Source organism: Fenollaria sp., from assembly GCF_057222035.1.
Genome location: NZ_JBXXYC010000001.1, coordinates 324,160 through 340,356, shown reverse-complemented (window position 1 = coordinate 340,356; position 16,197 = coordinate 324,160). Strand labels below are relative to the sequence as shown.

11 protein-coding genes and 1 pseudogene are annotated in these 16,197 nt (G+C 30.5%); 3 read left to right on the top strand and 9 right to left on the bottom strand.

From position 1 onward, the window contains the following. Positions 1–7: 7 nt before the first annotated feature. The 3 genes from cls (at position 8) to AC2UOP_RS01750 (ending at position 4,358) form a co-directional block, all read left to right on the top strand. Positions 8–1,435: a cardiolipin synthase gene (gene cls, locus AC2UOP_RS01760; protein WP_106017794.1), complete on the top strand. Its 1,428-nt coding sequence runs from the start codon at positions 8–10 to the stop codon at positions 1,433–1,435. 154 nt (positions 1,436–1,589) lie between these two features. Beyond that, complete coding sequence (gene rny / locus AC2UOP_RS01755; protein ID WP_484832421.1) at positions 1,590–3,140, top strand: ribonuclease Y; 1,551 nt, start codon at positions 1,590–1,592, stop codon at positions 3,138–3,140. A gap of 243 nt (positions 3,141–3,383) precedes the next feature. Then, complete coding sequence (locus tag AC2UOP_RS01750) at positions 3,384–4,358, top strand: tyrosine recombinase XerC (protein ID WP_484832420.1); 975 nt, start codon at positions 3,384–3,386, stop codon at positions 4,356–4,358. 35 nt (positions 4,359–4,393) lie between these two features. On the opposite strand, the gene AC2UOP_RS01745 is transcribed toward AC2UOP_RS01750, so the two are convergent. The 9 genes and pseudogenes from AC2UOP_RS01745 to AC2UOP_RS01705 all read right to left on the bottom strand — a co-directional run. Next, the gene (locus tag AC2UOP_RS01745) at positions 4,394–5,668 is read right to left on the bottom strand and encodes a methionine gamma-lyase family protein (protein WP_484832419.1); all 1,275 of its coding nucleotides are present in this window, start codon (positions 5,666–5,668) and stop codon (positions 4,394–4,396) included. Further along, the gene (gene miaA / locus AC2UOP_RS01740; protein WP_484832418.1) at positions 5,661–6,614 is read right to left on the bottom strand and encodes a tRNA (adenosine(37)-N6)-dimethylallyltransferase MiaA; all 954 of its coding nucleotides are present in this window, start codon (positions 6,612–6,614) and stop codon (positions 5,661–5,663) included. Before miaA ends, AC2UOP_RS01745 begins: the two co-directional genes overlap by 8 nt. Then, on the bottom strand, positions 6,611–8,563 hold the full coding sequence (mutL, locus tag AC2UOP_RS01735) for a DNA mismatch repair endonuclease MutL (RefSeq protein WP_484832417.1): 1,953 nt from the start codon (positions 8,561–8,563) through the stop codon (positions 6,611–6,613). Before mutL ends, miaA begins: the two co-directional genes overlap by 4 nt. Continuing rightward, positions 8,564–11,104: a DNA mismatch repair protein MutS gene (gene mutS, locus AC2UOP_RS01730; protein ID WP_484832416.1), complete on the bottom strand. Its 2,541-nt coding sequence runs from the start codon at positions 11,102–11,104 to the stop codon at positions 8,564–8,566. It lies immediately after the preceding gene. After that, entirely contained in the window at positions 11,091–12,449 is a 1,359-nt protein-coding gene (gene miaB, locus AC2UOP_RS01725) for a tRNA (N6-isopentenyl adenosine(37)-C2)-methylthiotransferase MiaB (RefSeq protein WP_484832571.1), read from the bottom strand. Before miaB ends, mutS begins: the two co-directional genes overlap by 14 nt. 81 nt (positions 12,450–12,530) lie before the next feature. Further along, a complete protein-coding gene (locus AC2UOP_RS01720) occupies positions 12,531–14,645 on the bottom strand; it encodes a bifunctional 4-hydroxy-3-methylbut-2-enyl diphosphate reductase/30S ribosomal protein S1 (protein ID WP_484832415.1) in 2,115 nt (704 codons plus the stop codon). Further along, entirely contained in the window at positions 14,645–15,193 is a 549-nt protein-coding gene (locus AC2UOP_RS01715; protein WP_484832414.1) for a lysophospholipid acyltransferase family protein, read from the bottom strand. The genes AC2UOP_RS01720 and AC2UOP_RS01715 overlap by 1 nt, the downstream gene beginning before the upstream one ends. Beyond that, positions 15,193–15,852: a (d)CMP kinase gene (gene cmk, locus AC2UOP_RS01710; protein ID WP_480021301.1), complete on the bottom strand. Its 660-nt coding sequence runs from the start codon at positions 15,850–15,852 to the stop codon at positions 15,193–15,195. Before cmk ends, AC2UOP_RS01715 begins: the two co-directional genes overlap by 1 nt. Before the next feature lie 18 nt (positions 15,853–15,870). Then, positions 15,871–16,191: pseudogene (locus AC2UOP_RS01705) on the bottom strand (chorismate mutase); the annotation flags it as partial. Between the last annotated feature and the right edge of the window lie 6 nt (positions 16,192–16,197).

The following is a 16,197-nucleotide window of genomic DNA, read 5'->3' as shown; positions in this document are numbered from 1 at the left end:
AATTACATTGGATATATCAAAACATGTTTTAATAGGTTATATATTAAACTTGCTTTTAGGCTTGTTCATAGTTTTTAAGGAAAGAAAGAATATAAAGTCAACTTGGTTGTGGTTAATGATACTACTATACTTGCAATTTGTTGGCTTTATACTTTATATGTTCTTTGGACTTAATTATAGAAAGAGAAAAACTTTTGACGAAAAGATGATGCTTGATCAGAAAGAGAAAAGAATTGTTGAAAATCAAAAGAAATTTTTTGCGCTTACAAAGTCTGAGGATTTAAATTCAGATCAAAAAGAGCTTATAAATTTGTGCCTATCAACATGCGATGCTACTTTTACTGATTATAATGATGTAAAATTTTATTTCGATGGAAAAGATAAATTTAAAGATTTATTCGAAGACGTAATTAAGGCTCAAGAGTATATTTATATAGAATATTACATTTTTAAGACAGATAAATTAGGAAGAAAGTTTATCAATCTTCTAAATCAAAAGCTTAAAGAAGGGGTAGAAGTTAGAATCTTAGTTGATGCTGTTGGATCAAGAAGCATTAGAAAGAAGTATTTTAGAGAATTTAAGAAGCTTGGAGGACAGATTGACTCATTCTTTCCATTGTTCTTCTCTAAATTTACAACAAGATTTAACTATAGAAATCATAGAAAGATAGTTATAATAGATGGTAAAATCGCATATAGTGGCGGTTTTAACGTTGGCAATGAATATATAAGCAAAAGTAAAAAATTTGGTTTCTGGAGAGATACTCATTTTAGGCTAACAGGGGATATAGTTGAAGAGTATTTAAGAAGGTTTAACTTTGATTATAGATTTGCAACTGGAATTAAAGCTGACGGAGAATATTATAAAGACCATGATGAGAAGACTTTAAACAGTATGCAGCTTGTAACGTCAGGACCAGACTCAATGTTTGAAAACATAAAGAACGTTTATCTAAAAATGATAAGTACTGCAAAAACTAGACTTTGGATACAAAGTCCATACTTTATACCAGATGATTCTATATTTGAGGCGATAAGGATAGCTGCTTTATCAGGTGTTGATGTTAGAATAATGATACCAAATAAACCTGATCACATCTTTGTTTATTGGGCAACACTCAGTCATGTAGGACAGCTATTAGAAGATAACATCAAGGTATATCAATATGAAAACGGTTTTTTACATTCTAAGCAAGTTATAAAAGATGATGATATATGTACAGTTGGAACAGCTAATTTTGATATTAGAAGTTTTTCACTAAATTTTGAAGCTAATCTAGTATTCTATGATCAAAATACAAATAAACTACTTAGCGAACAGTTTTTGAAAGATATTGAAAAATCATCTGTATTAACACTTGAAAAGTATAATAAGAGAAGTAGAATCGTTAGAATAAAGGAATCAATATCAAGATTATTATCACCAGGACTATAATTTATAGTCCTTTTTTATTGTATAAATACTAATTAAACTATAAAAAATATCTATGTTTATCATATAAAACCTTGCTTAAATAAAGAATATGTGGTATAATAACTTTAAGCGTGATGCTTAAAACCAATAAAATTTAATAGGAGGTGTTTTAAGTTTGGATAAGTTTTTATCAGGCGAAGTATTGATTGCAGCTCTTCTTGCAATAGTAGTCGGAGCTATCATAGGATATATACTTAGAAAGATTATAGGCGAAAAGAAGATTAAAAGCGCTGAAATTGAATCAAGTAGAATTATCGAAGAAGCAAAGACAAAGGCAAGTCAAGATGCAAAAGAAAAGATACTATCCGCTAAAGAAGAAATTCACAAACTAAGAAATGACCTCGACAAAGAAGCAAAAGAAAAAGAAATCGAACTGAAAAAATCGGAAAAAAGATTGATCAACAAAGAAGAAAATCTTGATAAGAGAACACAATCTTATGAAAAGAAAGAAGAACAACTAAAAAACAAGATGAACTCATTAAGCAAGAAGGAAGAAGAAGTTGAACAATTAATTGAAGAAAGAAGAAAAGAAGTTGAGCGCGTTTCTAAAATGACTACTCAAGAGGCTAAAGACATAATCTTGGATGAAGTTAAGAAAGAAATGACTCACGAGTGTGCTGCTTATATTAGGCAAGCAACTTACGATGCAAAAGAAGAAGCACAAAAGAATGCTAGAGAAATCATAGCAGATGCTATTCAAAAGAACGCTTCAGACTATGTAACTGAAGTTAGTGTCAATGTTGTTAATCTACCAAATGATGAGATGAAGGGAAGAATCATCGGTAGAGAAGGTAGAAATATAAGAACACTAGAAACTTTAACCGGAGTAGATCTAATTATAGACGATACACCGGAAGCAGTAGTATTATCAAGTTTTGACCCAATTAGAAGAGAGATTTGCAAAATTGCTTTGGAAAAACTTATAGCTGACGGAAGAATTCATCCAGCTAGGATTGAAGAGATGGTCAACAAAGCTAAGGTCGAGGTAGAGACAGTTATAAAAGAAGAAGGAGAAAGAGCCGTTATCGAAGCTGGTGTACGTAACTTACATCCTGAACTAGTAAAACTATTAGGTAGACTTAAATTTAGAACAAGTTATGGTCAAAATGTTCTAGAACATTCTATAGAAGTTGCTAAAATATCAGCAACTATTGCAGAAGAGCTAGGAGCAGATATAAGACTTGCTAGAAGAGGAGGTTTACTTCATGACATCGGTAAATCCATTGACCAACAAATGGAAGGAAGTCATGTTGAAATAGGTGTAAATGCTTGCAAGAGATATAAGGAAAACAAAGAAGTTCTAAACATTATCGGTTCACACCATGGCGATGAAGAACCAACAACAGTCGAAGCTGTTATAGTTCAAGCCGCAGATGCAATATCCGCTGCAAGACCAGGTGCTAGAAGAGAAACCTTAGAATCATACATCAAGAGACTAGAAACACTAGAAGGTATAGCAAACTCATTCGAAGGTATCGAAAAATCTTATGCTATACAAGCTGGTAGAGAAATTAGGATAATGGTTAAACCTGAAGTTATAGATGAAGATAAAATGCTTTTAATGAGCCGCGATATTGCTAAACAAATTGAAGAAAATTTGGAATATCCAGGTCAAATAAAAGTTACTGTCATTAGAGAAACAAGAAGTACTGATTACGCTAAATAGTATTTAAATAAAATGTGTAGATGAAATGTCTACACATTTTTTGTTTGTATATAAAAATTGTTTGTGTATATAGTAAATGATAAATTATAAAATTTGTATTAAAAGTAAATATCTATAATTATAAAATTTGATAAAAAAGCTTTGACATTTATAAGAAAGGGTGGTATAATAGAAATAAATAAAATGTCGCTAAATATAAATTTAGTGACATAAATACACAATATCGAAAGGGGCTCCAAATATATGGCAATTACAAAAAAAAATGATCCTAACTATATAAAAGACTTTTTAGGATATTTAAAATCAGTCAAAGGTTTATCCGTTAATACTATCCAAAGTTATTATTACGACTTAAAATCTTTTCTTCACTTTGTCGCTATTCGTCTAGAAATTTTAGATCAAAACGATGAATATTATTATACATCTGTCACTATTGATGATATTAAAAGGCTTCAAATTAATGACCTATATGCTTTTATATCCTATGTTGATGAAGATCTTGATAATACTAATTATGGTAAATATAGAAAAGCTGCTGTAGTTCATGCTCTATACGCTTACCTAATGAAGGTTAATCTAATTGATAATAACGTTGCTAATGAGTTAGAAATGCCTAAGATTGATCAGCGTCTACCTATATATTTAACACTAAATCAATGCGAAACGCTACTAAATACCATTATGAAGAATGAAAATAATGAAATGCGTAATCGTGATTATGCTATAATTATGTTATTTTTAAACTGCGGCTTGCGTATATCTGAGCTTACTAGCCTAAATTTAGACTCTATTAATGAGAATAGATACATCAATGTCGTTGGTAAAGGCAATAAAGAAAGACAATTATACTTAAATGATGCTACCTTTAGTGCAATAAAGGATTACATTGAATTGAGACCAAAAGATGTGAAAGAAAGCGATAAACACGCCCTTTTCATCTCTCAAAAGAAGGTTCGTATGTCAAATCGTGCTGTTCAGTACATGTTTGATAAGTATTTACTAGAGACTGGTCTTGATAAAAATAAGTTTACTGTGCACAAATTAAGACATACTGCCGCTACCCTTATGTACAAGTACGGCTCGGTTGATATAAGGTCTCTCCAAGAGATTCTTGGCCACACATCAGTTGCCACAACACAGATATATACACATCTTGACAATAGCACTCTTAAAAAATCAATTGAAAACAATCCACTAGCTAATAGAAAAAAGTATTAGATTTGCTCTAATACTTTTATTTTTCACATATTATATTATAATGATATCTTCCCTGCGTCTACTAGGTCTTGTAAGGCTATCATAAGACCTAATTTACCTTGTTCTAAGGACATTGATCCTTGGAAATATGCTATATATGGCTCTCTTATAGGACCATCAGCAGATATCTCTATGGATGAGCCATCTATAAAGCTACCTGATGCCATAATTATTTTGTTCTCATAGCCTGGCATATCCCAAGGCTCTGGTGTTAAGAATGAGTCAACGCAAGCTGCTTTTTGTATTGATTTACAGAACTTTATAAGTATATCTGGGTCTTTGAATTTTATTGCGCAAACTATATCTGATTTGTGCTCGTTATATTCTGGTGTGCATTCAAAGCCAAGTTTTGTAAATACATATGAGAATAAGCTTTGTGTTTTAAGAGCCTCGCATACTACTCTTGGCGACATATATAAGCCTTGAAGCGTTGTTCTAAGCGTGCCGTAAGATAAGCCAAGCTCTTTACCAAGTCCTGGTGCATATAAGCGGTCTGCAGCTAGCTCAATAAGGTCCTTTCTTCCAACCAGATATCCGCCACCTAAACTTATGCCGGCACCAAGATTTTTAAGAAGTGATCCTGCTATGATGTCCGCACCAATATCTGTTGGTTCAATACTATCTGTAAATTCACCGTAACAATTATCATACATGATGACAATGTCTGGATGCTTATCTTTAAACTTAAGCATATCATTCTTTATTGCGTGAAGATTGATCGCCTTTCTAAATTCATATCCAATTGACCTTTGCACAACAATTGCTTTGGTGTTTTTTGTAATTTTCGATTCTAAGGCCTCAAAATCGATCGTAGCGCCTTTTAGTTCCACTTGGCTATACATTATACCTTTTTTTATTAAAGAGTCCCTTAAATCTCCAACTAAGCCTATACTTTTTTGTATAGTGTCATAAGGAGCTCCAGTAACGTATATAAATTCATCTCCGTGGTTAAGAACCGACGAAAGCATTATATATATAGCGTGAGTACCAGAAACTATAGAAGTTCTTACTAAAGCATCCTCAGCATTAAAGATGTCTTTGAATATTTCTTCAATTTTATCTCTACCGATGTCACCATAACCGTAGCCAGTAGCAAAATAAAAGTCTGATGCAGCCAAATTATTTTTTTGCATAGCATGTATAACTTTTATTTGATTGATCTCTTTATTCTTTTCATATTCTTTATATGTTTCATTTAAATTATCAGAAGCATCATTAACTAAATTTATGACAGCATCAGATAAATCGTATTTTTTGTAAATATTATTCATTCTTCCACCTTTTTTTAATGTCATTGTATATTGTTTGGACTGTTTGGTCTACATCGTCAAAGTTCATATCAATAAAATTGGCTTCACTTTCACGTCTAAACCATGTCAATTGTCTTTTTGCGTAATTTCTTGATTTTTGTTTAATCAGTTCAACAGCTCTTTCATAAGTAATTTCTCCTTGCAAATAGCTTATAAGTTCTTTATATCCAATAGCTAAAAGAGCTCTATTTGAAGCGATTTCATCCGGGTTCATGTCTTTTATAATGCTTTTGACTTCATTTAAAAGTCCAGCTTCAAGCATTCTGTTGACTCTTTTATTTATTCTATCGTATAAAAGCTCTCTATCTGTTTGAAGTATATAGATAAGCTTATCGTACTCATCATTGTGCTCTCTGAAATTTTTATTTTCTTCACTGTATTTATTGCCGCTCTTATATATAACTTCCAAAGCTCTAATTATTCTAAAAGTATCGTTTATACTAAGCTTTTCAGCGCATTCTGGATCTAGCTCTTTTAATTTATTATATAAATATTCCTTGCCATATTTATTTGCATCATTATTTAATTTTTCTCTAAGTTCTTTATCTTCAGCTTCACTGCTAAAATCAAGCTTATATAATAAAGAATTAATATATAGACCAGTTCCACCTATAATTATAGGGATTGTGCCTCGTTTATTCATATCACTAATAAGCTTTTTTGCCTTTTTTTGATAGTCGTAGACTGAGAAATCATCATGAATGCTGACTTCATCTATCATGTGATGTTTTACACCAGACATCTCATCATCAGTTACTTTTGCAGTACCTATGCTCATTTCTTTATATATCTGCATAGAGTCAGATGAAATTATCTCAGCATTTTCAAGTTTTTTAGCAAGCTCAACAGCGACCTTTGATTTACCAATACCAGTTGGTCCTGAAATAACTATAATTTTTTCTTTCATCCTTGTATCCTAAAAAACATCTTTTCAATCATATTCTTCTTTAGTATAACCATACTTGGTCTACCATGCGGACAAGTTGTTGGATATTTACACTTTTTAAGGTCTTCAATAAGCTTGTCTATCTCAATATTTGATATCTTATCTCCAGCCTTGATTGCGTTTTTACAAGCATATTTCATAATTTTTTCAACTTTATAGTCATAGATGTTAGTTTTTTCGTTATCAAGTATACCAATTATATCCTTAATTAAGTCTAAGCTATAATTACCACCAAATATTATAGGCATGCTTCTAACAACAACGTTATGATCAGGATATATATCTATAGTAAAACCAAACTTATTAAGTAGAGCCATATTTTCTTTTATTGTTTCTTCTTCATTAACAGTTAGCTTTACAGGAGATACGCCTTCTATGAACTGTGAATTTACTTTGGAATTCTTAAATTTTTCAGTGAATTCTTCGTATAGTATTCTCTCATGAGCAGCATGTTGATCAATCATAACAACGAAGTCGTTATTGTAGTCATAAAGCAGTATAAAAGTATTGAACAAAACGCCTTCTATCTTATACGCGTCAAGTATATTGATATCGTCCATAAGTATTTTATTATTATCTTCTTTAGCTTCATCATCAAATATTAAAAACTCTTCATAATTTTGTTTAGATTCTTTAATATTATTATTTCTATCTTGCAATAAATTTATGTCATTTATGAACTCTTCATCATCAAAAACTGGTATATCTGCATTATTTTCATTTAAATTATTTATTTCACTCTCAGTAAATTCATCATCATATATTTTATCATTAGATTTAGCATAATTTGTATTATCTATATCATTAATATCCTCTTCATAAGTAATTTTTACTGTATCATCACTTTTTTCTTCATCTTTTTCCACTATATTTAGCTTAGTCTCCTCTTCCCTTTCATCTTTTTTATCTGAAAAGGCAATTTTAAGCTCAACATCATTATTTATTATGCGTTTTAGATTTGAGTTTAATAAGACTAGTAGCTCATCCATATCTTGTATCTTAACTTCAGTCTTAGCTGGATGTATGTTAACATCAAGCATACTTGGGTCTATATCTATAAATAAGAAAAAGACTGGAAATCTATTAAGTGGTATAGTAGATTTATACGCTTCGTTTATTACTTTATTAATAGTTTCATTCCTAACAGTTCTATTGTTTATATATAAAAGCTGATTCTTTTTATTGCTTCTATATAGAAGATTATTTGAAATATATCCTCTAATTTTAAATTTATCGCTACTAATATTAACTTCTTTCATATTAATAGCTGTATCATATCCATAAAGACTGTTAATCCTTTCGTATAAGCTTTGATTACTAAATAAATCAAAGATGACCTTATCATTATTCATATATTTAAAGCCAATAGCTGGATTTGCTATAGCAAGCTTATAAAGAAGATCATTTATAAGGTTTGATTCATAAGTATCTTTCTTCAAAAACTTCTTTCTTGCAGGAATATTATAGAAAATATCTTCGACAATGATCGATGTGCCTTTATTGGTGGATATATTTTCTATCCTTTTATTGCCATTAAAAAAGCTTATTTTAGAGCCAATCTCTTCTTCTTCAGTCTTACTTATCAAGCTAACATTGCTTATAGCCTTGATGCTCGCCAAAGCTTCGCCTCTAAAGCCCATAGTGTGTATCCTATACAAATCATCAACATTTTCGATTTTGCTTGTAGAGTGCTTAATAAAGGCAAGATTAACATCTTCTCTGTTTATACCGCTGCCATTGTCAGATATTGATATTTTTCTTTTTCCGCCATCATATATCTTGATAATTATATTTGTAGCGCCAGCATCTATTGAATTTTCAACAAGTTCTTTGACAACTGAGACTGGTCTTTCTATAACCTCGCCAGCAGCTATCTTATCAACAGTTTCTTTTGATAATACTTTTATCATCTAATCACCTATTTTTTTTGCTTTTTCAATTATCTTATTTAACTCGTTTAGAGCATCCATTGGAGTCATTGAATTTATGTTTATAGCCTTGATTGAATCTACATAAGATCTGTATTTGTATTCATCTAAGCTAATATTTGTACTTTCTTTCTCTTTTTTTCTAACACTTAGGTCTTGGTATTCAAGTCTATCCATCATCTCTTGAGCGCTTGAAATAACGTCATCATTGATACCGCTAAGCTTTGCTACATATATACCGTAGCTTTTATCTTGCGCTTCATTCTTTATCTTTCTTAAGAATATTAAATCTTCACCATCTTCTAATATATCCATAGATATTTGCTCTACATTTTTAAAGCCTTCAGTTAAATGAGGTATTTCGTGGTAATGAGTACTGAAAATTGTTTTAGCCTTGATTTTCTTAGATATATACTCAAGTATTGCAAAGGCTATGGATAAGCCATCGTTAGTACTTGTTCCTCTACCAACTTCATCTAAAACGATGAAACTATCTTTTGTAGCAAATTTTAATATTTCATTTACTTCTTTCATCTCAACCATAAATGTCGAATTGCCTCTTGATATATCATCTGAAGCGCCTATCCTAGTAAATATCCTATCTACAATAGGTAGTTTTGCTTCACTCGCTGGAACGAAGCTTCCTATTTGATTTAGATATAAAGATATTGCAATCTGCCTCATATAAGTCGATTTACCGCTCATATTTGGCCCTGTGATGACTTTTATATACTTATTGGTATCAAAGTATGCATCGTTCTCTATAAAGGCTGTATCTTTGAGATTCTTCTCAATTACAGGATGTCTTGAATTTTTTAGTACAAGATTGTCATCAGATATACTTGCTCTTACATATTTATTTTTTCTTGCAATATATGCAAGATTAACTATAAAATCAAGATAAGCAATTTTTTCACTTAAATTTTTTATTCTAGATAAGCTATCTAATAATTTATTCTTTATATCATTAAATAACTCTTTTTCAAGCGATTCAAATTTATCTTTCGCTGTAAGTATCTCTGTTTCAAGCGCCTTAAGCTCTTCGGTAATAAATCTTTCACTATTAACAAGAGTAGCTCTCTTAATAAAGTAGTCTGGAACCATATTTAAATTTGATTTAGTTACTTCGTAGAAATATCCAAGAATTTTATTGTATTTTATCTTAAGATTTTTAATTTTAGTATTTTTTCTATCTTTATCCTCAAGTAAAAGTATTTCCTTTAAAGAATCATTTTGAAGGCTTCTGTATTTATCAAGCTCTGAGTTGTAATTAAGCTTAATTATATAGTCACTATCCATAGAATCTATAGCGATATCTATAAGCTTAACTATGTCATCTAAGGCAATAAATTTAAAATTATTTCGAATATTTTCATCTTTTATAAGCGCTACAGCATTTTCAGAATATATAATGTAGTCTTTAAGCCTTAGCATATCCTGTTTTGTAACAGTCATCTCATTGATTCTGTTAGAAATTCTGTCTACGTCACGAATATTTTTAAGATAATTTCTAATACCAGTCATTTCTATTTCATTTTTATAAAAATACTCTACTAAATCAAGTCTTTCGTTTATGTCACTAGCGTTAATAAGTGGCTTAAGCATAGCATTTTTGAGATATCTAAGACCCATAGCCGTTTTGGTATCATTAAGTATATCAAATAAAGTTTTTGACTTAGTATTGTATGATGAATCTATCTCAAGATTTAGTCTAGTTTGATCATCTAGAATCATGGTTTTAACATCATCATTGATATTTTCAAATTTAAAATGCTTCAAATCATTTTTTTGAGTATATTCAAGATAAGATATAAGATAATATATAGCTATTACCTTTCTATAATCATTTTTCTTAAGATTTATATTGTGATTTTCTTTTAAGATAGATATGATATCATCAAGATTATTATCAATCTTATAAGTCTTTACATATTCTAGTGACTTTTTGCCGAAATACTTAATAAGGTTTTCAAGTTCTGGATAATCATCATTAATAAAAACTTCGGCAACATTATACTTGAATATACTGTCAACTATGTCATAAACGCTGCTCTTGATCTTATAATCATTAGCATCGATATCACCTGTTAAATAATCACATTTAACTATGGATGCTCCCATATCGTCAATATAAAGGAAAATTATATATTTATTAAGTTCTTCTCCGCTTGAAGAAGTACCTGGCGTAACTATCTTAACAATATCTCTTTTGACAAGGCCTTGAGCTAGTCTTGGGTCCTCAACTTGATCAACTATAACAACTTTTTTACTCATTTGACCAAGTTTATTGATATAAAAATCAACTGCCTTAGCTGGCACACCGCACATAGGAGCTCTCTCATCTAGTCCGCAGTCGCGTCCTGTTAAGACTAAATCAAGCATTTCACTCGCTTCAATTGCGTCGTCAAAAAACATTTCAAAGAAATCTCCAATCCTATACATAACTATAGCATCTTGATTCTTTTCCTTAAGTTCTACATACTCCCTCATCATAGGAGATAATTTGTCTTTATCTATCTTCAACTTTCTCACCATTCAAAGAAAATGATTTTACATCATTTATTTTTACTTTAACAATATTGCCAATGTCTTCCTCATTAGCTTTAAAGTTAACTAATTTAAACTCTTCAGATCTACCTGAGTAGAAATTGTCATCTTTTGAAGAAGTTCCTTCTACTAACACATTTAGTGTTTTGCCTAAATATTTTTTATTTTTTTCTAAGCTAATATCGTTTTGCACTTCAATAAGTCTTTGTAGTCTTGCATTTTTAATATCATCAGGAACTTGATTTTTCATCTTAGCAGCAATAGTACCAGGTCTAGTTGAGTATATAAAAGTAAATGCTTGATCATAGCCTACCCTTTTAATTAAATCAATAGTATCTTCAAAATCAGCATCACTTTCATCAGGAAATCCAACGATGATGTCTGTCGATAAAGCTATATCTCTTTTTAGAGACTTTATCATATCAATTTTTTCTAAATAATCTTCTCTAGTATACTTCCTATTCATAAGCTTAAGTATTCTATCAGAGCCTGATTGCACAGGTATATGCAAAAATGGCATTAACTTATCTATCTCATCAAAAGCATATATAAGTTCTTTAGATATATCCTTAGGATGTGATGTCATGAATCTGATTCTTTCAAGCCCATCTATATCAGCAATTTTATATATAAGTTCAGCAAAAGAAATTTGAGGGTCTAAAGTTTTTCCATAAGAGTTAACATTTTGTCCAAGTAGAGTCACTTCTTTAACACCACTATTAACAAGATGCTTGACTTCAGCGATTATATCTTTTGCGTCTCTTGATACCTCCCTGCCTCTTGTGTATGGTACAATGCAATATGTACAAAAATTATCGCAACCATACATAATATTGACATAAGATTTGAAATTATATTTTCTATTTTGGCCAATTGTTTCTCTTGTCTTTAGATTAATGGAATCAATGTTAACAACTTGTTTTTTAGTAGATAGATGCTCTTCAAGCAAATCTTCTAATATGGCAATGGAATTAGTTCCAAATATAATATCTACATGCTTGAACTTATCTTCTAAAAACTGTCTCGATGAGTCGATTTCCATAACACAGCCGCAAACCATGATAATCTTTTCTAAACTTTTAGCTTCCATTGTATGCTTTAAATCGCCAAGATTACCTATAAGTTTATTTTCAGCGTTTTGTCTGACAGCACAGGTATTGAATATGACTATATCAGCATCCTCCATATTGTTAGTCTCTACAAAACCTTCTTTAGATAAAATCCAGCTTATGGATTCGCTGTCGCGTTCATTCATTTGGCAGCCATAAGTTCTAATCATAAAACTTGGTGATTTATTGTATTTATTTTGATAATCATTTATATATTTTGATATACTTTTCAATATTTGTCTAACTCCTAACTAATTAAAGGCACGCCTAGGCGTGCCTTTAAAAATCAATTATTATTGTTCTTCAGATTCAGAATTTTCTATTGCATTTTTAAATAATGCACCCATATCTTCAGATAGATCATCTTCTTGTACAGGTAATTCTTTTGCTTCAGCTTCCTTTACTTCGTGTTTTTCTTCAACTTCGTGTTTTTCTTCTTCATGAACTTCTTCAGCTACTGGAGCTTCTTCTTCATGTTCTTCTTGAACTGGTTCTTCAAGTCTTCTCTTAGATACACTTACCTTTTTGTCGTCATGAATTTCTGTAATCATAACATCGAAGCGATCGCCAACTTTTAATACGTCCTTTGGATCATTAACTCTCTTATGAGAAATTTGTGAAACGTGTAGTAAAGCGTCTACGCCTTCCATGATTCTAACGAAAGCACCATATGTTTCAATATTAACAACTTCAACTTCAACAACATCACCTACATGGTATTTTTCAGTAAATACTGACCATGGTTCAGGTACTGTTTGTTTTAATCCAAGTGAAATTCTGTTCTTTTCTTTATCTACTGATAAAACTTTAACTTCAATTTCTTGGCCTTGTTTTAAAACATCCTTAGGATTTCTAATTCTGCCCCAAGTAAGGTCTGTGATGTGAACTAAGCCATCAACTCCGCCTAGGTCTATAAAAGCACCATAATCAACGATTCTTGCTACAGTTCCTTTGATTATTTCGCCTTCTTTAATATTTTCCCAAGCTTCTTCTCTCTTCTTGTCAAGCTCTTGTTTTTCAACAGCTTTTCTTGAGAATACTAATCTTCTCTTATTTATATCAACGTCAATAATTACGACGTCTAAAGTTTGTCCAACAAATTCTTCAAGATTTTCTTTATATCTAACTGATACTAATGAAGCTGGTATAAATCCTTGAATTCCTTCATAGCTAACAATCAAACCACCCTTAGTAAGTGATTTAACTTTTACAGAAACTATTTCGTTTCTGTCTTTAACTTCTTCAATCTTGTCCCAAACTTCCATTTCTTTCAATTTCTTAGTTGATAGAACAACATTGCCTTCACCGTCGTCAATCTTAACTACATAAACTTTGATCTTATCACCTTGTTTATATAGATCCTTTGGATTAACGTCTTCTTCAGCTAGGTCTTCTTTTTTAATAATACCGTCGCTTCTGAAGTTGATGTTTACACTAACATCGTTGTCAGTTACATAAAGAACTTCGCCTTCAATGATTTCGCCTCTTGATATTCTCTTGAAAGAATCATCAATTGCTTTTATCATTTCATCTTTTTTTGTTTCTTTAGCATCCTCCTTTTTCATTGTTTCTTCGTGGTTTAAATTTTCCATTACTTTAATTGCCTCCTTAATTATATCATCAGGCGCAGAAGCACCTGCTGTAATACCAATTTTATAATCTGGTTTTATTAAATTCATGTCCAGCTCATGAATATTTTCAAGTAAATAAGTTTTTGGGTTTATATTCTTTGAGATTTCATATAGCTTTTTAGCGTTTGAGCTAAAATTTGATCCAAAGACCAAAACTACATCTACTTTCTTTGCAAGCTCTCTAACTGCGTTTTGTCTGTTTTCAGTAGCATTGCATATAGTGTTAAATACAAGAACATCCTCATTATGCTCCTTTATGTATTTAGACATCTGATCAAATTTATCATAAATAAATGTTGATTGAGCAAAAACTGCAAGATGATTTAAGCCAATAATATCTTTTGCTTCATCAAAATCTTTAATTACTATTACCTTTGATTTTGAATGAGATACTATAGCTTTTACTTCTGGATGTTCTTTATCACCAGCTATAATAATATTATAACCTATATTTGAATATTTTTCCACTAATTCGTGAATATTTTTTACTTTTATACAAGTTGTATCACAAATATTTTTATGGTTTTCTTCTAAAAACTTAGTATTTTCAACTGTTTCACCATGTGCGCGTATGATAATATTATTTGAAAAAATTTTTTTATAATCATCAATTTGTTTAAGTCCTAGACGATTAAACTCATCAATCACAGTTTTATTGTGTACTAAATCACCAACAATTTCTGCTTCTTTATGTTTTTCCAAGAAATCATTAGCTTTTTTCACGGCTAAACGAACGCCAGAACAAAAACCATAATATTTTGCTAAATATATCTTCATTATAATGACAATATCCTTTTCATTAAGTTTTCAGAGAAATCTCCTTCCAATTGTTCGAATTCATCTACATTAATTATTTCTCCAAAAGTAATTTGTACTTTAGAAAAAAGTTTATAGTTTGTTTCAATATGGCATGGAATTATATTTGTGCCAGTTCTTTTAGCAATTAAGTGTATTCCCTCTTTTGCTTTTGCGGTACCATCAACATTTCTTGTGCCTTCTGGAAAGAAAATTAAATTATTACCATTCTTAAGTGTTCTCATAACATCTTTTATTGCTTTGATATCCGCTTTTTCTCTGTCAACTTTTATAGCGTTTGACTTAGTAAGCACAAATCTCATAAATGGATTTTCATAAAGCTCTTTTTTTGCAAAGAAAGCCACATTGGTTCCAAGATTCATAGCTAAAAATATTGGGTCCCAATTTGATCTATGATTACCAGCCAATATAAAATTATTTTCTTGATTCAAATTTTCTTTACCTTTAATATCAAATCTAAAGCACAAGTGTCCGATTATTATACCGATAAATCTAATTATTTTATACATTATTTATCTCCATTAATATACGATAGCATCAATTCTACTGTTTCTTCAATATTCTTATCATCTGTGTTAACCTCAATAGCATCACTTGCTTTTACTAATGGGTCTACTTCTCTATGTGAGTCATAGTCATCTCTACGAATTAAATCGTTCTTTATATCTTCAAAATTAACTTCTAATCCTTTTTCTATATATTCTTTATATCTTCTTTTTGCTCTAACATCAGCTGAGGCAGTTAAAAAGAATTTATAATTAGCATCCTTTAAAACAACTGTACCAATGTCACGTCCATCCATAATTACAGATGATTTTGAAGCAATCTCTTTTTGAAGGCTAACTAATCTTTTTCTTACGTCTCTATATTGACAAACATAAGAAACATTTTTATCAATTAGCTCATTTCTAATTTTATCGTCAACACAAAGTCCATCGAGAAAGATGTGATTTTCAAAATAATCTATTTTTGTCTTATCAGCTATAGCCACAACATCTTCTTCTGATTTAGGATCAATATTATTATTTAGAACCTTCAATGTTAAAGCTCTATACATTGAGCCTGTGTCTACATAGTTTATTTTAAGTTTTTGTGCTAATAACTTTGCTATAGTGCTCTTGCCAGCACTAGTTGGTCCGTCTATTGCGATTTTAATATTATTGTCCATGTATTTATCCTTTCTTAAAGATTTTGTTTTGCCTAAATAAATATCGGTTTTATTTATATCATCGTTATAAAATACAGTAGTTCTTATAACACCTTGCATTTGGCCTTCTACAAGCATTTCGTTTAAACATATAAGTGCTGTATCATTAAGACCAATATATCTCGCTGCAAGTGCTGGATATGCCTTATCAATATCTTGAGTCGCTGTAAATAATATACATTTTATTTCTTTTTTATCTAATTTATTTACTCTTATTATTTCCTCTAATAAAATTTTGCTTTGATTAATTATTGAACTCGCTGTATTTTGAGCATCTACTGCTCCTCTAATCGCTATCATACTCTC

What these genes read in the sequence shown, in the direction of transcription:
- AC2UOP_RS01750 (WP_484832420.1), top strand. Translation starts at nt 3,384, where the DNA reads ATGGCAATTACAAAAAAAAATGATCCTAACTATATAAAAGACTTTTTA.
- AC2UOP_RS01745 (WP_484832419.1), bottom strand. Translation starts at nt 5,668, where the DNA reads ATGAATAATATTTACAAAAAATACGATTTATCTGATGCTGTCATAAAT.
- miaA (WP_484832418.1), bottom strand. Translation starts at nt 6,614, where the DNA reads ATGAAAGAAAAAATTATAGTTATTTCAGGACCAACTGGTATTGGTAAA.
- mutL (WP_484832417.1), bottom strand. Translation starts at nt 8,563, where the DNA reads ATGATAAAAGTATTATCAAAAGAAACTGTTGATAAGATAGCTGCTGGC.
- AC2UOP_RS01720 (WP_484832415.1), bottom strand. Translation starts at nt 14,645, where the DNA reads ATGAAGATATATTTAGCAAAATATTATGGTTTTTGTTCTGGCGTTCGT.
- AC2UOP_RS01715 (WP_484832414.1), bottom strand. Translation starts at nt 15,193, where the DNA reads ATGTATAAAATAATTAGATTTATCGGTATAATAATCGGACACTTGTGC.
- cmk (WP_480021301.1), bottom strand. Translation starts at nt 15,852, where the DNA reads ATGGACAATAATATTAAAATCGCAATAGACGGACCAACTAGTGCTGGC.